General features: G+C 60.5%; 18 protein-coding genes and 1 tRNA gene. 8 read left to right on the forward strand and 11 right to left on the reverse strand.

Features of this window, described 5'->3' with window-relative positions; genetic code table 11:
- Positions 1-59: 59 nt before the first annotated feature.
- From murI to hemA, 5 genes are read right to left on the reverse strand one after another with little or no spacing between them, the layout of a single operon-like run.
- A complete protein-coding gene (gene murI / locus PKE98_RS11645; RefSeq protein WP_271195446.1) occupies positions 60-854 on the reverse strand; it encodes a glutamate racemase in 795 nt (264 codons plus the stop codon).
- Positions 851-1,612 carry a molybdopterin-synthase adenylyltransferase MoeB gene (locus tag PKE98_RS11650; RefSeq protein WP_271195447.1) on the reverse strand — a complete coding sequence of 254 codons (762 nt, stop codon included), beginning with the start codon at positions 1,610-1,612 and terminating at the stop codon, positions 851-853. Before PKE98_RS11650 ends, murI begins: the two co-directional genes overlap by 4 nt.
- Positions 1,605-2,456: a peptide chain release factor N(5)-glutamine methyltransferase gene (gene prmC, locus PKE98_RS11655; protein WP_271195448.1), complete on the reverse strand. Its 852-nt coding sequence runs from the start codon at positions 2,454-2,456 to the stop codon at positions 1,605-1,607. Before prmC ends, PKE98_RS11650 begins: the two co-directional genes overlap by 8 nt.
- Positions 2,457-2,459: 3 nt before the next feature.
- A complete protein-coding gene (gene prfA / locus PKE98_RS11660) occupies positions 2,460-3,542 on the reverse strand; it encodes a peptide chain release factor 1 (protein ID WP_271195449.1) in 1,083 nt (360 codons plus the stop codon).
- Positions 3,539-4,816, reverse strand: a complete 1,278-nt coding sequence (gene hemA, locus PKE98_RS11665) for a glutamyl-tRNA reductase (RefSeq protein WP_271195450.1) — start codon at positions 4,814-4,816, stop codon at positions 3,539-3,541. The genes prfA and hemA overlap by 4 nt, the downstream gene beginning before the upstream one ends.
- A gap of 199 nt (positions 4,817-5,015) precedes the next feature.
- On the opposite strand from hemA, the gene PKE98_RS11670 reads away from it, so the two are divergent.
- The 8 genes from PKE98_RS11670 to ychF all read left to right on the forward strand — a co-directional run bounded on the left by PKE98_RS11670 (position 5,016) and on the right by ychF (position 11,803).
- Positions 5,016-6,743: a tetratricopeptide repeat protein gene (locus PKE98_RS11670; RefSeq protein WP_271195451.1), complete on the forward strand. Its 1,728-nt coding sequence runs from the start codon at positions 5,016-5,018 to the stop codon at positions 6,741-6,743.
- 3 nt (positions 6,744-6,746) lie between these two features.
- Positions 6,747-7,364 carry a lipoprotein insertase outer membrane protein LolB gene (gene lolB, locus PKE98_RS11675; protein WP_271195452.1) on the forward strand — a complete coding sequence of 206 codons (618 nt, stop codon included), beginning with the start codon at positions 6,747-6,749 and terminating at the stop codon, positions 7,362-7,364.
- Positions 7,364-8,215, forward strand: coding sequence for a 4-(cytidine 5'-diphospho)-2-C-methyl-D-erythritol kinase (gene ispE, locus PKE98_RS11680; RefSeq protein ID WP_271195453.1), 852 nt, complete (start codon positions 7,364-7,366; stop codon positions 8,213-8,215). Before lolB ends, ispE begins: the two co-directional genes overlap by 1 nt.
- 33 nt (positions 8,216-8,248) lie before the next feature.
- A tRNA-Gln gene (locus PKE98_RS11685) sits at positions 8,249-8,323 on the forward strand.
- Positions 8,324-8,369: 46 nt separating this feature from the next.
- Positions 8,370-9,311, forward strand: coding sequence for a ribose-phosphate pyrophosphokinase (locus tag PKE98_RS11690; protein ID WP_108098481.1), 942 nt, complete (start codon positions 8,370-8,372; stop codon positions 9,309-9,311).
- 127 nt (positions 9,312-9,438) lie between these two features.
- Positions 9,439-10,047: a 50S ribosomal protein L25/general stress protein Ctc gene (locus PKE98_RS11695; RefSeq protein ID WP_271195454.1), complete on the forward strand. Its 609-nt coding sequence runs from the start codon at positions 9,439-9,441 to the stop codon at positions 10,045-10,047.
- 31 nt (positions 10,048-10,078) lie between these two features.
- A complete protein-coding gene (gene pth, locus PKE98_RS11700) occupies positions 10,079-10,663 on the forward strand; it encodes an aminoacyl-tRNA hydrolase (protein WP_271195455.1) in 585 nt (194 codons plus the stop codon).
- Between the two features lie 39 nt (positions 10,664-10,702).
- A complete protein-coding gene (gene ychF, locus PKE98_RS11705) occupies positions 10,703-11,803 on the forward strand; it encodes a redox-regulated ATPase YchF (protein ID WP_271195456.1) in 1,101 nt (366 codons plus the stop codon).
- A gap of 524 nt (positions 11,804-12,327) precedes the next feature.
- Here the strand turns inward: ychF and PKE98_RS11710 are convergent.
- The 6 genes from PKE98_RS11710 to tssF all read right to left on the reverse strand — a co-directional run bounded on the left by PKE98_RS11710 (position 12,328) and on the right by tssF (position 17,815).
- Positions 12,328-12,768 (reverse strand): NnrS family protein, encoded by a 441-nt coding sequence (locus PKE98_RS11710; protein ID WP_271195457.1) that lies wholly within the window; start codon positions 12,766-12,768, stop codon positions 12,328-12,330.
- A 155-nt stretch (positions 12,769-12,923) separates the two neighbouring features.
- A complete protein-coding gene (locus PKE98_RS11715; RefSeq protein ID WP_271195458.1) occupies positions 12,924-14,051 on the reverse strand; it encodes a type VI secretion system ImpA family N-terminal domain-containing protein in 1,128 nt (375 codons plus the stop codon).
- Positions 14,048-14,485, reverse strand: coding sequence for a type VI secretion system baseplate subunit TssE (gene tssE / locus PKE98_RS11720; protein WP_271195459.1), 438 nt, complete (start codon positions 14,483-14,485; stop codon positions 14,048-14,050). The genes PKE98_RS11715 and tssE overlap by 4 nt, the downstream gene beginning before the upstream one ends.
- A 3-nt stretch (positions 14,486-14,488) precedes the next feature.
- Positions 14,489-15,025: a type VI secretion system lipoprotein TssJ gene (tssJ, locus tag PKE98_RS11725; protein ID WP_271195460.1), complete on the reverse strand. Its 537-nt coding sequence runs from the start codon at positions 15,023-15,025 to the stop codon at positions 14,489-14,491.
- Entirely contained in the window at positions 15,006-16,088 is a 1,083-nt protein-coding gene (gene tssG, locus PKE98_RS11730; protein WP_271195461.1) for a type VI secretion system baseplate subunit TssG, read from the reverse strand. Before tssG ends, tssJ begins: the two co-directional genes overlap by 20 nt.
- Entirely contained in the window at positions 16,052-17,815 is a 1,764-nt protein-coding gene (gene tssF / locus PKE98_RS11735) for a type VI secretion system baseplate subunit TssF (protein WP_271195462.1), read from the reverse strand. The genes tssG and tssF overlap by 37 nt, the downstream gene beginning before the upstream one ends.
- Positions 17,816-17,820 lie beyond the last annotated feature (5 nt).

A 17,820-nucleotide genomic window follows, 5' to 3' on the forward strand; every position in this document is an offset into this window, starting at 1 on the left:
AGCAGCTTAAAAAATCAGCGACCATTCTGGCCAGGCAAAGGATTCAATCGCCCGTGCCACTAACGCAGCAGCGCGGCGACCTCAGCCTCTGTGCCAAGTAGGAGCGGAAGCACGTGTGTTAGGTTCGAAATATTTGCGCTGGACCACAACCGTGTTGCGCTACCGCCGCCATCGGCCAATAAACCCCGCTCGCCGAGCAGCCGTTGCAGCTGCCTCGCCACCGCCATGCCGGTATCAATCAAGCTCACCGAAGGGGGCACCAGCTCCAGCAGCAGCGGTTTGATAAACGGGTAATGGGTGCAACCTAAAATCAGGGTGTCGCAGCCTTCGGCCAGCAGCGGTTCGACGTAGCCACGCAGCAGCTCGCGGGTAACGTCGCTGTGCAATTGACCGGCTTCGATCAACTCCACCAGGCCAGGGCACGGGCGGGTAATCACCCGCACGTCGCTGGCAAATCGGTCGAGCAAGGCGGCGAATTTGGCGCTCTGCAAAGTACCGGTGGTGGCCAGCACACCAACCACGCCACTGCGAGTAGCCGCAGCCGCCGGCTTTACTGCTGGCTCCATGCCGATGATGGGCAACTGCGGGTAGGCCGCGCGCAGTTCATTGATGCCGGCGGCGGTGGCGGTATTGCATGCCACCACCAGCGCCTTGACGCCTTGCTCCAAAAGAAATTCGGTAATGACCGTGCTGCGCTGGCGGATAAATTCGGGCGTTTTTTCGCCGTAAGGCACATGGCCGCTGTCGGCGACATACAGCAGGGTTTCGTTGGGCAGCAGGCGCTGAATTTCCAGCAGCACCGACAGGCCGCCGACGCCGGAATCGAACACACCGATGGGCGCCGACTTATTCATGGGTGCGGCCCGCAGACGGCGCAAGCGGGGTCTCGCTTTACCCGCAGTTCACGAAAACGCGAGCCCAGCGCGTCGATCAACAGCAACCGACCCACCAACGGTTCGCCGAAACCGGCCAGCAGTTTCAAGGCTTCCAGCGCCTGCAAAGAACCCACCAGGCCCACCAGCGGACCGACCACGCCAGCCTCGCTGCAGGTGAGCTCGGCTTCGCTGCCGTGGCCGTAAAGGCAGTGGTAACAGGGGCTCGTCGGCTGCCGAGGATCGAACACCGACAATTGTCCTTCGAGGCGAATGGCGGCGCCGCTTACCAACGGCTTGCCAGCAGCCACGCAGGCGGCGTTTACCGCCTCGCGGGTGCCAAAGTTGTCGGAGCAATCGAGCACCAGGTCCACCGCCGCCACGGCAGCGGCCATGCTGTCGACATCCAGCGCCGTGCGGTGCGCCTGTAGCGCCAGGTGCGGATTGATGGCCAGCAGCCGCGCGCGCATGGAGTCGACTTTGCTCTGGCCGATGCTGGCAGTGTCGTGGGCGATCTGGCGTTGCAGGTTGGTCAGATCCACCGTATCGAAATCGGCCAGGTGCAATTCACCCACCCCGGCGGCCGCCAGGTACAGCGCCACCGGCGAGCCGAGGCCGCCAAGGCCGACGATCAAGGCGCGGCTGTTTTTCAGGCGCAACTGGCCGTCGATATCGATCTGGCTCAGCAGGATCTGCCGGCTGTAGCGCAGCAGCTCCTCGTCGTTCAGTGAGTCATGCATGCATGTAGCGCCCCAGGCTGATTCGTTGATGGCCGCCCAGGTCCAGGCGGCTCTCGATGTCAGTAAAGCCTTGGTCTGCCAACAGCTCACGGACGGCGGCAGCCTGGTCAAAACCGTGTTCCAACAACAGCCAGCCACCCGCTGCCAAGTGCGCGGGGGCGTGCTGAATAATCAAACGGATATCGTCCAGCCCATCGTCGCCTGCCACCAGCGCACTGGCCGGTTCAAAGCGCACATCGCCTTCGTCCAGATGGTGGTCATTGGCGCGGATATAGGGCGGGTTGCTGACGATCAAGGCAAAGCGTTGCGAGGCCAAGGCGCTGAACCAGTGGCTTTCGAGAAAGCGCGCATTGTTCAGTTTGAGCCGCCTGCGGTTGCGCTCGGCCAGGCTGACGGCCTCGGGCACGCGGTCGACGCCGGTGACAGTCCAGCCCGGCCGCTCGCTGGCCAGGGCCAAGGCGATAGCCCCGGTGCCGGTGCCCAGGTCGAGGGCAGCAATGGGGTTGTGCGGCAATAATTCGAGCGCGGTTTCCACCAGCAGCTCGGTGTCGGGGCGCGGGATCAACGTGTGCGGCGCGACTTCCAGATCGAGGCTCCAAAACCCTTGCTGGCCAAGGATATACGCCACCGGCTCACCCTGCTGGCGGCGGGCAATGGCGGCCTGAAACCACTGCAACTGTTGGCCGTCAAGCTCGCGTTCCGGCCAGGTGCGCAGGTAACTGCGAGGCTTGCCCAGCGCCGCTGCCAGGAGCAACTCGGCATCCAGCTGTGCGGTGTCCGAACCGGGCAACGTAACGCTGGCGAGCAGGTGCTGAATGCTTGAGGCGCCGCCTTGGCCGGTCAAGGGTCAGTCCCCCAACGCGGCCAACTGGTCGGCCTGGTATTCGCTGAGCAGCGGTTCGATGACTGCGTCCACGCTCCCGGCCAACACATCGTCCAGGTTGTAGAGGGTCAGGTTGATGCGGTGATCAGTCACCCGGCCCTGGGGGAAGTTGTAGGTGCGGATGCGTTCGGAGCGGTCGCCGGAACCCACCAGCAGACGGCGCGTGTCGGAAATTTCTTTGTGCGCAGCCGCTTCCTGCTGGTCATTGAGCTTGGCTGATAGCCAGGCCATGGCCTTGGCGCGGTTCTTGTGCTGCGAACGCTCTTCCTGGCACTCAACCACGATGCCCGAGGGAATGTGAGTAATGCGGATAGCCGAGTCGGTCTTGTTTACGTGCTGACCACCGGCGCCCGAGGAACGATAGGTGTCGACGCGCAAGTCCGCCGGGTTGATCTCGATGGCTTGCTGCTCATCGGGCTCAGGCAGTACGGCAACGGTGCAGGCCGACGTGTGGATTCGGCCCTGGGACTCGGTTTCCGGCACACGCTGCACGCGGTGGGCGCCGGACTCGAACTTGAGTTTGGAATAGACATTGTCGCCTTCGACGCGGGCGATCACTTCTTTGTAGCCGCCATGTTCGCCGGCGTTCTCGGACAGAATCTCCACCCGCCAGCCGCGTTTCTCGGCATAACGCGAGTACATGCGGAACAGGTCGCCGGAAAAGATCGCCGCCTCGTCGCCACCGGTGCCGGCGCGGATTTCGAGGAACACGTTGCGACCGTCGTTGGGGTCTTTGGGCAACAGCATGCGTTGCAGACGGGCTTCCAGATCAGCCAGCTGCTCCTTGCTGTCGGCCACTTCCTGCTCGGCCATTTCGCGCATGTCCGGGTCGCTGTCTTTGAGCAGCGCCTGGGCGCCCTGCATATCGGCGGTGACTTTGCGGAACTCCTGCAACAGCTGCACCACGGGCTCGACCTCGGCATATTCCTTGGAATAGGCGCGGAATTTGGTCTGATCGCTGATCACTTCGGCGTCGCCAAGCAGCGCCGTCAGTTCCTCGTAGCGGTCGTGGATCATGTCCAATTTGTTCAGCAGCGAGGCTTTCATTGCGGGGTTTTATCCGTGTTGCTCTCGTCGAGCGCGAAGAGTTCCTGAGCCACGGTCAGCGCATCGATGCGCCCGTCGGCCGAGAGTTTTTTCAGCTGCACGCTGGGCGCGTGGAGCAATTTGTTGGTCAGGCCGCGCGCCAATTGCGCCAGCACTTCTTCGGCTGAAGTGCCGTTGGCGAGCAGGCGCTGGGCCTTGGACAGTTCATCGTCGCGCAGGCGTTCGGCCTGTTGCCGGTAAGCCTTGAGCACATCGACGGCAGCCAGCTCGCGCAGGCGCGACATAAAGTCGCTGGTGCCGATGGCTACCAGCTCTTCGGCCGCCTGGGCGGCGCCTTGGCGGCTTTTGAGGTTCTCGGCGATCACATCGTGCAGGTCGTCGACGGTGTAGAGGTACACGTCGTCCAGCTCGCCCACTTCCGGTTCGATATCCCGCGGTACGGCAATATCGACCATGAAGATCGGCTTGTGCTTGCGCAGCTTCAACGCACTTTCCACCGCACCTTTGCCCAGAATCGGCAGTTGGCTGGCGGTGGAACTGATGACGATGTCGCTGTGGATAAGTTCTTGCGGAATCTCTGACAGCAGCACCGCATGGGCGCCGAACTGCTCGGCCAATTGGCTGGCGCGCTCCAGCGTGCGATTGGCGACAACGATGCGCTTTACGCCCTGCTCATAGAGGTGCCGAGCGACGAGGGTAATGGTTTCGCCGGCGCCGATCAGCAGCGCCTGACTGTTGTTCAGGTTACTGAAAATCTGTTTGGCCAGGCTGACAGCGGCGAAGGCCACCGAGACCGGGTTTTCACCGATGGCGGTGTCGGTGCGCACTTGTTTGGCGGTGCTGAACGTGGCCTGAAACAGGCGACCCAGCAGTGGACCGACGGTGCCGGCCTCACGCGCCACGGCGTAGGCGGATTTCATTTGGCCGAGAATCTGGGGTTCGCCAAGCACCATGGAGTCGAGCCCCGAGGCCACGCGCATCATATGGCGCACGGCAGAATCGTCTTGGTGCACATAGGCACAGGCGCGCAGTTCGTCGAGGCTGAGCTTGTGGTAGTCGGCCAGCCAGGCCAGCACGCTGTCGGCGGTCAGGCTGTCCTGCTCGATATACAGCTCGCTGCGGTTGCAGGTCGAGAGGATGGCCGCCTCGCGGCTGGCGGTGCGCAGACATAACTGCTGCAATGCATCAACCAACTGCTCCGGGGTGAATGCCACACGTTCGCGGACATCCACCGAGGCGGTCTTATGGTTGATACCGAGGGCAAGAAAGGTCATGCAGGGTCGCTGACAGAAACGGGAAGCCGCCAATTGTCCTACTTCACCAGATTGAGAACAACCACCGCTGACCATTGTCCTAATAGCCGGTGGCCTGTGTCGTGCACAGCCAACCATAGATAGGCGCTTGCCCCATGGGTTTTGCCCCACGGCTTGTGTCATGATGCCCAAACCGCAGGTAAGTCGCCCTTTCCTATATATGAATAAATCGCTGCCATTGTTCGCCGCCGTCATGTTTCTCGGGGGCTGCGCCAACCTGAGCCCCTCCAGCCAGGACGGCTCGCCGCCGGTGGAAGACACCGCGCCGGCCGCCGTTGCCAAGCCTCAGGTGTATGGCTCCTTCAGCGAGCAAACCCTGCTTTCGCTGCTCACCGCCGAGCTTGCTGGGCAACGCAACCGCTTCGATATCGCCCTGGAAAACTATATCCAGCAAGCCAACGAAACCCAGGATGCCGGCGTTGCCGAGCGTGGTTTTCGCATTGCCGAGTACCTGGGTGCCGATGAGCCGGCGTTGGAGCTGTCGCTAATCTGGGCCAAAAACGCCCCGGACAACCTCGAAGCGCAACGTGCCGTCGCCATCCAACTGGCCCGCGCCGGCCGCTATGACGAATCCATGACCTACATGGAAAAAGTGCTGCAAGGTCAAGGCGACACCCACTTCGATTTCCTCGCCCTGTCGGCTGCCGAAACCGATCCCGATACCCGCGCAGGGCTGCTGCAAAGCTTCGACCGCTTGCTGGTGAAATACCCGGATAACGGCCAACTGCTGTTCGGCAAAGCCCTGCTGCTGCAACAGGACGGGCATCCCGACACCGCACTGCAACTGCTCGAAGACCAGAAAGCGGCGACCCACGATGTAGCCCCGCTGCTGCTGCGGGCGCGCTTACTGCAAAGCATGAAGCGTGGCGACGAAGCCATTCCCTTGCTGGAAAAAGGCATCAAACAGCACCCGGACGACAAACGTCTGCGCCTGGCATACGCCCGTTTGCTGGTGGAGCAGAACCGCCTGGACGATGCCAAGGTCGAGTTCGCCTCGCTCGTACAGCAATTCCCCGACGACGATGATCTGCGCTTCTCCCTCGCCCTGGTGTGCCTGGAGGCCGAAGCCTGGCAGGAAGCGATTGGCTACCTGCAGGACCTAGTGGAGCGTAACAGCCACGTCGACGCAGCCCACTTCAACATGGGCCGTGCCTATGAAGAACTGAAAGATCCGAACAGCGCCCTGCAGGAATTCGGCATGGTGGGCCCGGGCAACGACTACCTGCCGGCGCAATTGCGTCAGGCCAATATTCTGTTCGACACCGGCCGCAGCGGCGAAGCGTCAAAAGTGCTTGCCGATGCCCGCGACGCTCAGCCCGATTACGCCATTCAGCTCTACCTGATCGAAGCGGAAGCACAGTCCAGCCGCCAGCGATACGACGAAGCCTGGGCCGTGATTCAGAAAGCGCTCAAACAGTACCCGGACGATCTGAACCTGCTCTACACCCGATCGATGCTGGCCGAAAAGCGCAACGACCTGGGCCAGCTGGAAGCCGATTTGCGCACCATCCTTAGTCGCGAGCCGGATAACTCGATGGCGCTTAACGCCCTGGGTTACACCCTCGTAGACCGCACCACGCGCTATGCCGAAGGTCGCGAACTGATTCAGAAAGCCCATAAGTTGAGCCCGGACGACCCGGCCATTCTCGACAGCCTGGGCTGGGCCAACTACCGCACCGGCAACCTGGATGAAGCCGAGCGCTTGCTGCGCCAGGCCCTGGAGCGTTTCCCCGATGCGGAAGTGGCTGCCCACCTAGGCGAAGTTTTGTGGGCCAATGGCAAACAGCCTGAGGCACGAAAAGTCTGGGCCGCGGCGCAGAAAGAACAACCCGACAACACCATCCTGCGCGAAACCTTGTTGCGCCTGACCGGTTCCGAGAAGCTTTAACCCATGCGTTTGCGCCACCTCCTCATTATTGGCCTGCTTGCCGTGCTCAGCGGTTGCGCCGGTCTAACTTCCCACGAATCGCTGGAAGGCCAGGGCGACCCGGCCAAATGGCAAGCCCACAAAGAGCGCACCATCGCGCTCAATGGCTGGCAGATCAGCGGCAAGGTGGGCATTCGTGCACCAAAAGATTCGGGCAGCGGCACGCTGTTCTGGCTGCAACGTCAGGACTACTACGATATTCGCCTTTCCGGCCCACTGGGCCGTGGTGCGGCACGGCTGACCGGACATGCGGGCGATGTCACGCTCGAAGTCGCGAACCAGGGCCGCTATCAGGCCTCCACGCCGGAAGAACTGCTGGAACAGCAGATGGGCTGGAAACTGCCCATTTCCCACCTGACCTGGTGGGTGCGCGGTCTGCCAGCGCCGGATAGCAAAAGCACCGTGGTGCTCGATACCGAAAGCCATCTGCAGCGCCTGAATCAGGATGGCTGGGACGTCGAATACCTGAGCTATGCCGAACAGAATGGCTATTGGCTGCCCGAACGCATGAAGCTGCATGGCCGCAATATTGATGTCACCCTGGTGATCAAGGACTGGCAACCGCGCCAGCTGGGCCAGTGATGCCGGCTGCGCGTATCACCTTGCCGGCTCCAGCAAAGCTCAACCTTATGCTGCATATCCTCGGTCGCCGCGCTGACGGCTATCACCAGTTGCAAACGTTGTTTCAGTTTCTCGATTACAGCGACGAGCTGACGTTCGCCCTGCGTGATGACGGTGAAATTCGTTTGCACACGGAAATCGAAGGCGTCCCTCACGACAGCAACCTGATCATAAAGGCCGCACGACAGCTGCAAGAAAAAAGCGCGTGTGGGCTCGGGGCCGATATCTGGCTGGAAAAAAAATTACCCATGGGCGGCGGCATCGGGGGCGGCAGCTCCGATGCCGCCACTACCCTGCTGGGTCTGAACCACATCTGGAGATTGAATTGGAGTCTCGATCAGCTTGCGCAATTGGGCGTAGGTCTGGGCGCCGATGTGCCAGTATTCGTGCGCGGGCACGCCGCATTTGCTGAAGGTGTGGGCGAAGTGCTGACGCCGGTGGAATTGGACGAACCGTGGTTTCTCGTGGCAATACCGCAAGTATCTGTCAGCACAGCAGAAATTTTCTCTGATCCTGAGTTGACACGCGACACTGCGCCGATTACATTGCACGCCGTTCTCGAGCGGGGCGGTCGTAATGACTGTCAGTCGGTGGTCGAGAAGCGTTACCCAGATGTTCGTAACGCTTTGATCTTGCTAAACAAATTTGTTTCAGTTAGATTAACCGGCACTGGTTGTTGTGTTTTTGGGAGCTTCCCTAACAAAGCCGAAGCTGATAAAGTCGCGGCCCAACTTCCAGCCTCCCTGCCAGGGTTTGTTGCTAAAGGTTGTAACGTTTCGATGTTGCACCAGCGGTTACAAAAACTGTCCTGAGAAGCGGATGCTAGGCATCCAGTTGCACATTACAGGGGCGTCGCCAAGCGGTAAGGCAGCAGGTTTTGATCCTGCCATGCGTTGGTTCGAATCCAGCCGCCCCTGCCATTTTCTATACTCATCCAGGTATACCCTCAGCCGGCAGGTACTGCGCGTGTCCAAGATGATGGTCTTTACGGGGAATGCTAACCCCGATCTGGCGCGACGTATCGTACGTCAGCTGCATATCCCACTCGGCGATGCCTCCGTTGGAAAGTTTTCCGACGGCGAAATCAGCATTGAGATCAACGAAAACGTCCGCGGTAAAGACGTCTTCCTGATCCAGCCGACATGCGCGCCAACCAACGATAACCTGATGGAACTGGTGGTAATGGCTGACGCCTTCCGCCGCTCCTCGGCTACTCGAATCACAGCCGTGATCCCCTACTTCGGTTACGCCCGTCAGGATCGCCGTCCGCGTTCTGCCCGGGTTGCTATCAGCGCCAAAGTGGTGGCTGACATGTTGACCGTTGTCGGTATCGACCGCGTTCTGACTGTTGATTTGCACGCCGACCAGATTCAGGGCTTCTTCGATATTCCGGTAGATAACATCTACGGTTCGCCAGTACTGGTGGACGACATCGAAGATCAACGTTTTGAAAACCTGATGATCGTGTCCCCGGACATTGGCGGTGTAGTGCGTGCTCGCGCTGTCGCCAAATCCTTGGGCGTGGATCTGGCCATCATCGACAAACGTCGTGAGAAGGCCAACCATTCCGAAGTGATGCACATCATTGGTGATGTTGAAGGCCGTACCTGCATCCTCGTGGATGACATGGTCGACACCGCCGGCACGCTGTGCCACGCGGCCAAGGCCCTGAAAGAACACGGCGCTGCCAAGGTATTCGCCTACGCAACCCACGCTGTTCTCTCCGGTCGTGCCATTGAGAACATCGAAAATTCCATGCTCGACGAACTGGTGGTGACCAACACCATCCCCTTGTCGGCAGCAGCTCAAGCCTGCAAACGTATCCGCCAGTTGGATATCGCGCCGGTAGTCGCTGAAGCGGTACGCCGCATCAGCAACGAAGAATCGATCAGCGCGATGTTCCGCTAAGGGTTAAATCCCTGGCTGCATAACGCAGAACGAAAGTGCCCCGCCTCGTGCGGGGCTTTTTGCCTCACCGCCTTCCATTGCCGGTCGCAAGCAATAAAGGCGGCGACGTTTATTTTGGAGATTCACCATGACTGATTTTGCCCTGAATGCTGAAGTGCGTTCCGACCTGGGGAAAGGTGCGAGCCGCCGCCTGCGTCGTCTCGCCGCCCAAGTTCCTGCCGTAGTTTACGGTGGTGACAAGGCTCCGGTTTCCATCACTCTGCTGGCCAAAGAAATCGCCAAGCTGCTGGAAAACGAAGCTGCCTACAGCCACGTTATCGCCCTGACCGTTGGCGGCGCGACTGAAACTGTAGTGATCAAAGCACTGCAACGCCACCCAGCTAAAGGTCACGTACTGCACGCTGACTTCGTGCGCGTTGTTGCTGGCCAGAAACTGACCGTTCTCGTTCCTCTGCACTTCATCAACCAGGAAACTGCGGTTGGCGTGAAGCAGCAAGGCGGCGAAGTTTCCCACACCGCAGCTGAAGTTGAAGTTTCCTGCGAGGCTAAAGACCTGCCGGAATTCATCAACGTCGACCTGGCTAAAGTGGAACTGGGCCAAATCGTTCACCTGTCGGACCTGGTTCTGCCAGCCGGCGTTGAACTGGTTGCTCTGGCACACGGCAAAGACCTGCCGGTAGCCAACATCCACGCTTCGCGCGTACCGAAAGATGAAGAAGAAGGCGCAGCCGAGTAATACTCGCCTCGTCTAAGGAAGGGCTCCTGTCGTGACTGCCGTACAACTGATCGTCGGCCTGGGTAATCCAGGCGCTGAATACGAACAGACCCGGCATAACGCAGGGGCCCTTTTTGTTGAGCGTCTCGCCGCGGCCCGAGGGGTCAGCCTGGTAGCAGAGCGCAAATTTTTCGGCCTGACGGCGCGTTTCAGCCATCAGGGCCACGATATTCGTCTGTTGATTCCCACTACCTTTATGAACCGCAGCGGTCAGGCAGTGGCTGCCATGGCCGGTTTCTACCGCATTGCGGTAGACGCCATTCTGGTAGCGCACGACGAACTCGATATGCCACCGGGCGTTGCCAAATTCAAACAAGGCGGCGGTCATGGTGGGCACAACGGTTTGCGCGACATCATCGCGCAACTGGGCAATCAGAATACCTTTCACCGTCTGCGGCTTGGCATTGGCCACCCCGGTGAAGCCAGTAAGGTTTCCGGCTTCGTGCTGGGCCGCGCACCGCGCGCCGAGCAGGAAAAACTGGATGCCAGCATCGACTTTGCCCTTGGCGTGATGCCAGAGGTTTACGCCGGGGAATGGAACCGGGCGATGAAACTTCTGCACAGCCAGAAGGCATAACCACACTTTTTCAGCGAATTTCTCCGCGAGGGTTACACCATGGGATTTAACTGCGGCATCGTCGGCCTGCCCAACGTCGGCAAGTCCACCCTGTTCAACGCCCTGACCAAATCCGGCATCGCGGCGGAGAACTTCCCGTTCTGCACCATTGAGCCCAACAGCGGCATCGTACCAATGCCCGACCCGCGCCTCGATGCCCTGGCGGCCATCGTCAATCCCAAACGTATCCTGCCGACCACCATGGAATTCGTCGACATCGCAGGCCTGGTAGCCGGCGCGTCCAAAGGTGAAGGCCTGGGCAACAAGTTTCTGGCCAACATTCGCGAAACCGACGCCATCGCCCATGTGGTGCGCTGCTTCGAAGACGAAAACGTGATCCACGTTTCCAACAGCGTCGACCCCAAGCGCGACATCGAGATCATCGACCTCGAACTGATCTTCGCCGACTTGGACAGCTGCGAAAAACAACTGCAAAAGGTGACCCGCAACGCCAAGGGCGGTGACAAAGACGCCGTTGCCCAGAAAGCGTTGCTGGAACAACTGATCAACCACTTCACCGAAGGCAAGCCCGCGCGTAGCCTGATGAAGAACATGGGTGCGGACGAGAAGCTGATCATTCGCGGCTTCCACCTGCTGACCACCAAGCCAGTGATGTACATCGCCAACGTGGCCGAAGACGGCTTCGAGAACAACCCGCTGCTTGACGTGGTGAAAGCCATTGCCGACGAAGAAGGCGCGATCGTGGTGCCGGTGTGCAACAAAATCGAAGCGGAAATCGCCGAGCTCGATGACGGCGAAGAAAAGGACATGTTCCTCGAGGCTCTGGGCCTCGAAGAGCCTGGCCTGAACCGCGTGATTCGCGCGGGCTACGAAATGCTCCACCTGCAAACCTACTTCACCGCTGGCGTCGAAGAAGTTCGCGCCTGGACCGTGCGCGTCGGCGCCACTGCGCCGCAAGCGGCTGGCGTTATTCACACCGACTTCGAAAAAGGCTTTATCCGCGCCGAAGTGATTGCCTACGACGACTTCATCCAGTTCAAGGGTGAGGCTGGTGCCAAGGAAGCCGGTAAGTGGCGCCTGGAAGGTAAAGATTACGTGGTCAAAGATGGCGACGTGATGCACTTCCGCTTCAACGTCTGAAGCCCGCAGTCGCTAAAAAAAGCCCTCCTTGTGAGGGCTTTTTCATGCTGGTCGATTCGTACCAGCAGAGTGCCGTTGCCTTTCAATTCAAAGAACCATCGCCTTGGCCAAAAACAGGACACCAAGCATCTGCACCAACACGTTGCATGAATCAAGTGCGAGCGCCTTGCTGTCATCCGACCGCTGCGTATCAGCAACACCACGTCAACAAAGTGCGCGAGCACGCTTAAACCCAGGCAAATCTTCAGCGCCAGTAACGTGCCGAAACGGCTGGCCAATGGATCGACCAGCGCCGCGCGGTAGCGCCAGGCTAACGCCAGGCCGGCGCCATACAAGGCCAGAACTACCCAATGCATGAACAGGGGCGCCTGCAGGCGCAACGACCTGGAGAGTAGTTCGCGCGCCCCGATGCAGCACGCCTGTGGCGCGGCTCAAGATAATCACCTCAAAAAAATACCCCACCGCTAAAAAGCGCGGCGGCAGCGAGGTGGACAAACTTAAACAACAAAAATGCTTTGCCCCCCTTACCCAACAGGCCCATTAGCGCTTCGGCTCCACAACATGGGTCCATAGTGATACACATACAGCGCCAGTAACGCGCACCAACAAACTGCTGCCAACCACAGCAACGGCTGCGCAAACCACCAACTCAATCGGGCCACCAGCCAGACGGCTACCAGAACCGCCAACGGCACTCCCGAGAGACTCGGGCGACCTGTCCATGCCTGCACCGCAGCCAGCAGAAAACCTACGATGATTGCGCATGCAAAGCCGAATATCAGTTCATGCCGATGCCATGCCAACCCAACGCCCGTTGGACCCTGACCGCAAGGCTGCTGCAGGACCAGCAACCAAAGCATGAACCCTGACAAAACCAACACGCTGCCAGCCAATAAAAGCGGACGAAATCCCCGATTAGATAGCAGCGTCATCCGTATTGCTTTGCTCGCGTCGGTAATGCTCATGCGTCCCTCCTGCGACCAACCGGCCTGCTGATTCACTGTCGTCATCTGTTCACCAGTGCACAGGCGAGCAGACGTCGCAGGCATAACCCAGTGTTCAACCCATACGCCGCCAACCGCGTAAAATCTGCAATTCGCAAACGGGCGGCGAGCATCTCCTACAGTGCCTCGCTGCCGTTATTGGTCAGACAAGCGCCCTCTTGCGGCACCCACCTAATGTCCACACGGCGGTTGGCCGTTCGCCCAACCGCCGTGTCGTTGCTGGCAAATGCCTGACTGGCACCTACGCCCCGAATGGCAAAGCAGTTGTCGGCAATCCCCGTCATCCGCTGTATCCAATCCCGCACGGTGGCGGCCCGCGCCCGCGACAGACGCAAGTTAGCCGCGACGTCGCCCGAACCATCGGTATGACCGGTAATCACGATCAGGCGGCCCGCTTGCGCCTTGATGCCGGCCAGCGCGGCCATCAAGGTGTGGGTCGACTCGGAGCTTAGTTCGGCACTACCAGGGCGAAAAACCGCGAGCGTCGCGACAAGTGCCCCCTCCTCGACCGCGGCCAGATTACTGGGCGAAAACCTGGTGCGCTCTAGGCTTTTGCTCGGCCCAAACAGCGCGCTGCCCCACCCTAGCAAGCCAAGGCAGCCTACAACGCCCAAGGCAACCCACAGCCACAGGGCTGGCCCCGCGCCCCTTCGCGGCCGCGGCATTACGGTTGGCGAAGCCGGTGCAGAAAATGCCGGTGTTTGTCGCTGCAATCGTTGGATGACCGAGCCCACCAATTGGCGCAAACCGTGGAGTGGCATTACCGGCAATTGGAGAAGACGATCCAGGCGCGCATGCAACCGCGCCAGGGCGCTGTCCAACTCCACCAGCATGGGCAGGTCGTGCATCGCCAAACCGGCAGCACGTAGCTGTATCTGCTCGTGGGAAGACAACCACGCGAAAATTTCCATCCGCTGCTCAGCGCCTGTTGGCCAGGCGCGCGGGCTGTGCACCCGTAGCAGGTCGTCCACCAACTCGACGCCCTCCAGTGTACCGGCAACGCCAAAACGATTGCTGCGCGCCAATGCCAGACAGGCCAGCGTCTGGATATCCACACCATTGCGCTGCAGCACTACCAGGCACAAACGCTCGACCTCGTGCCAATCCAGGTCAGGGCGCGCAGGGTGATTCAACTTTCTCAGTTCATCCTGCAGCGCTTTGAATTCGAGGCGCACACGTGGGTCGCCACCCAGCCGCCAGGAGGTGCTGGGCAGAACCAGAAACGAGTCTTCGGCAGCGCTCATTGCAGCCCCTGGAAATGCTGTTTCAGATGGCGCAGCAGCACGTTGCCCTCAGGCGCCACAGCCGTACCGAAGCGAGCCCGTTCGCCGCTTTTCAGTCGCACATCAAGGGCCAAGTCCAGTCGACCAGCCTGCGTGGTCGGCAACAGACGCGCCGTTACCTGAGCCAGACGCGGCTCATACCGCAGCAGCATCGCCTGCATGCTGTCCACCAGCAGGTGGGCCTTGCCGGATACTCCATGTAGAACCAGCTCCAGATTTTCAATGCCGTAATCCGGCAAATGGCTGAGCGCACCCTGGCGGCTGTTAAGCAAGCGCTGCAGGTTGTCGAGCACAGACAGCACAACCTGGTCTTGCTCGTGCACCTGGTCCAACGGCAGTTCGCCGGCAAAATTCTGCAGCAGCAGTTCGTACAGCGAAGGGCCTTGCTCGTGCATGGTTCAGTCCTCGGCCAGCCGGCGCAAAACAAGACGGTTGTCGGCCAGCTCGACCACCCGCGCTCGGTCCGGATGCAACGCCTCGCGCGGCACAATCAGGCGCCAGGAGTGAGCCCGTAAATCGGGTTGGCGAAACAGTGCCACCACAGCCACGAAACGCGCGTCCTCTGCCAGGGGGACGTCCAACCGAGCGCCCTCCCCGGGCTTGATCACCACCGCATGTTCACCCAGCAGGTCAGCAGCCAGGACCGTGCTGCCATCGTCCAGGAGGCTTTCATAGGCTGCGCGCTGCATGAGCTGACTGTCGCGTAGCTGGTAAACCCGCACCAGGGTGGTCACCGACAAGGCATTCATGTCCGTCATATAGGTGTTGAGCGCAGCGCGGCCAGTGAAATCCAGGTGCAGGGTGTTCACTTGTTTGTAGAACAGCGCTTTTGCCGTCGCGGCGCTGGCATCGCCGACGGTCTGTGCGAGCCCGCAGGCTGTCAGTTGCAAGCAGACCAGCAGCCACAACGCAGCGTTAAAAACGGTAAGCGACATGCTGACTCTCTCGCTGGCAAGGATTGCGGCGCAGGCCTTGATAGCGGCCCAGATTGACAGTAATGCGATGCTGACTGGCGGTGTCGGCATTCAGGCGGGCCGTCATGCCCAGCAACACCGACGCACTGCCCAAGACCGGTTCCGGCAGGCAGCGCACGGGAATCGACAGCTGCAGGTTGGCCGTGCAACGCCAGCCCAGATACACCCGCAGCAGCACCAGCAGATCCGGCAACAGCTGCCCGCCGGGGAGCCAACAGCCGGCCTGCTGCAGATCGTCGACGAGCAACAACACGCGCACCTCGCTGTTCACATCTTGCCCGCTGCCGCCCAGCGGCCACCCTTGCCCCAGTACCGGCGGGCACCGTGGGAAGAGGCCTGGGAGTGGCGCCATCGTTACCCGACGGGGGCTGTGTGGCGTCACCGCCACGCGTGTGGCCGGAGCCAGCACCTGGACCACTGCGGCAATACCCTCGGCACTGCGGGTCGGCAGCCCCATCACCCCGAGCAAGGCGAGAAAGCGCGAAACCGGCGTGCCGATGTGCGAGGCAGTACCCGGGATGCCCAGGCCCACCAACCCGAGCAAACACTGGGAGGTGGCATCCACGCCCCCGGCCTCAAACGTTGCCGGGTAGGAGTACTTGCGCCAGATGCGGTAGAACTGGGTGAAAATCCGGTGATTGAAGATATCCAGAAAGGCCTCGAGGGCTTCATGCCCTTCGCGGCGTTGGCTGATGTCGTCCAGGTACGCCGCAGGCAACGGCGAATCGACGCCATACAGGCCCAACAAACAGGTGCGAACTGTGGCGGGCCGCAAGGGCCCGGCGCTATCGAGTTCGATACTTTTCAATTCACCGGCTGGAAACCCCATGCCCGGGTCGGGGCGAAAACGCACCGGGTCGTGCGCCGGATTCGCGGTGCTGCCCAATGGCGGATCGCCCGGCATCGCGAGCTCCAGCAGTTGGCAAAAGCGGTACACGCTGGCCTCGGAAACTCTCCCCTCAAGCGTTGCCAGCAAACCGCTGTGCTTCAACCGGGAATACGCAGACTGTGGTTCTCGTTCCATCGCAGACATTTACCCGTGGGTTGCAGAATCAGCGTGAGCTGGTTGAACAGATGAACATCGGCATACGCCGCAAAAAACCGGCTGAGCAATTCGCCGAACAAGTGGATATCGCCCTCCCCGCAAAAGCCCTGGGCATCCAGCGTCACTTCAATATCCACCCCTCGCAGCACAAAGCCGCGCTCGAAGCGCTGAATCAGGTGATGGCGCACATCGATAATTGCCTCCAGACGCCGACGGTTCAGTTCGCTGTGCGTCCAGTCATAAAGCGCCAGGGTTCCGCGCAATACCTCGGCACTGTCGAGCATCGACAAGAAGTTGGAGCCCAGGTGGCTTAACACACGCCAATGAAAACGGTCGCGGTTCGGCGGGTAGCAGGGCTGGGTAGGCGCACACAGATTGCGCACCCGAATGGCTGTTTGCGTGGCCTGCGCCATGGTATCGAGCAAGGTGCTTTGCAGTGCCTTGCGCGGCAGTTGGCCGTTGGTACCGGTCAGGCGCAACGACAGACTTTGCTGCGTGCCCAGGCAATCCTGCTCATACCCCTCACCGCCCAGAATCAGCCAGGTATCGAGCAAGCCATTGCCCGCGCGCTTGAGCCGCGTATGGAAATACCGCTCGGGAGCATCGTCACGCAACATGCCGCCCTTGTGTCGAAAGCTGGTGAAGGGCACATACGGGTAGCGTTCGGCCTTACGGGATGAACTCACCTCGTCCACCGAATAAATTTCGATATGGCCATCCTGCAAGCGCATGGGCCGCAGCAGGTAGTCGGTCTGCAAAGGCGCCAGCGTCAGCGGGTCCGCTTCCAGCGCAAACAGATTGATCACCGGCACGCAATGCAGGCGCAGGTGCTGCGCGCTGAGCGCGAACGCTTCAGGCCATGGCTCGCTCAACACCACATCGAGCTCGAACCAGGGCACAGAAGCCTCAAGTTCCAGATGCTCCAGCCCACACAGGTTCACGAACATGAATTTTTCGCGGAAGCTGAAGTATTCCAACAACAGCTGATAACCGCTGAATGAAGCCTGGCCCTTTGGCCACAGGCGCTCCTGCGGCGCAAATCCCTTGGGCATGAAACAGGCCTCTACCGCGGTGCGCTCAACCTCGCCGGCCAACTGCACGTACACCGTCTGGGCCTGCAACGTCAGTGCCTGGTGTAATGCACACGCCAGCGGCGCATCGGCGTTGAGGTACAGCGACAGGCGGCTTCTGTCTACCATCTGCCAGTCGACCAGCGGCCCACGGCTGAACCGCAGACGCAGCACCGAACGCCCATCGGTCTCCTGCGCCAGGCGCAGCGACTCCAGCGCCATAGGCCGCAAGGTAATGGGCTCGGTAGTACTGTAACGGCAACGCGTCTGCTGCGGCCCAATAGGTCGCGATACCACCTCAAAGCCCTGCGCAACGTGCTCACAGCTGTCCATCTGCGCCAGTTCCGGCGCCAGTTCGACGACCGACAGCGAAGGGATGGTGCGCAGGTAATGCGGCCACAACAGGCTGACCAAGCCTTCGGTCAGCTCCGGCAGGTCATCGTCTATTTTTTCCCGCAAACGACCCATTAGAAACGCAAAGCCTTCGAACAGCCGCTCGACATACGGATCACGGGCGCCCGATTTATCCAGATTCAGCTGCGCGGCGCGGTCGGGAAACGCCTCGGCGAATTCCTTGCCTGCCTCGCGCAGGTATCGCATTTCGGCTTCGAAATAATGCAGCGTCAGGTTATCCATGGTCG

Source organism: Pseudomonas turukhanskensis (assembly GCF_027922365.1).
Taxonomy (GTDB): Bacteria; Pseudomonadota; Gammaproteobacteria; order Pseudomonadales; family Pseudomonadaceae; genus Aquipseudomonas; species Aquipseudomonas turukhanskensis.

Coding starts and splice junctions, on each gene's coding strand:
- PKE98_RS11710 (WP_271195457.1), bottom strand. CDS start 12,768: ATGAGCATTACCGACGCGAGCAAAGCAATACGGATGACGCTGCTATCT.
- murI (WP_271195446.1), bottom strand. CDS start 854: ATGAATAAGTCGGCGCCCATCGGTGTGTTCGATTCCGGCGTCGGCGGC.
- PKE98_RS11650 (WP_271195447.1), bottom strand. CDS start 1,612: ATGCATGACTCACTGAACGACGAGGAGCTGCTGCGCTACAGCCGGCAG.
- lolB (WP_271195452.1), top strand. CDS start 6,747: ATGCGTTTGCGCCACCTCCTCATTATTGGCCTGCTTGCCGTGCTCAGC.
- tssJ (WP_271195460.1), bottom strand. CDS start 15,025: ATGTCGCTTACCGTTTTTAACGCTGCGTTGTGGCTGCTGGTCTGCTTG.
- hemA (WP_271195450.1), bottom strand. CDS start 4,816: ATGACCTTTCTTGCCCTCGGTATCAACCATAAGACCGCCTCGGTGGAT.
- tssF (WP_271195462.1), bottom strand. CDS start 17,815: ATGGATAACCTGACGCTGCATTATTTCGAAGCCGAAATGCGATACCTG.
- tssE (WP_271195459.1), bottom strand. CDS start 14,485: ATGCACGAGCAAGGCCCTTCGCTGTACGAACTGCTGCTGCAGAATTTT.
- ychF (WP_271195456.1), top strand. CDS start 10,703: ATGGGATTTAACTGCGGCATCGTCGGCCTGCCCAACGTCGGCAAGTCC.
- PKE98_RS11695 (WP_271195454.1), top strand. CDS start 9,439: ATGACTGATTTTGCCCTGAATGCTGAAGTGCGTTCCGACCTGGGGAAA.
- tssG (WP_271195461.1), bottom strand. CDS start 16,088: ATGGAACGAGAACCACAGTCTGCGTATTCCCGGTTGAAGCACAGCGGT.
- ispE (WP_271195453.1), top strand. CDS start 7,364: ATGCCGGCTGCGCGTATCACCTTGCCGGCTCCAGCAAAGCTCAACCTT.
- PKE98_RS11715 (WP_271195458.1), bottom strand. CDS start 14,051: ATGAGCGCTGCCGAAGACTCGTTTCTGGTTCTGCCCAGCACCTCCTGG.
- prfA (WP_271195449.1), bottom strand. CDS start 3,542: ATGAAAGCCTCGCTGCTGAACAAATTGGACATGATCCACGACCGCTAC.
- PKE98_RS11670 (WP_271195451.1), top strand. CDS start 5,016: ATGAATAAATCGCTGCCATTGTTCGCCGCCGTCATGTTTCTCGGGGGC.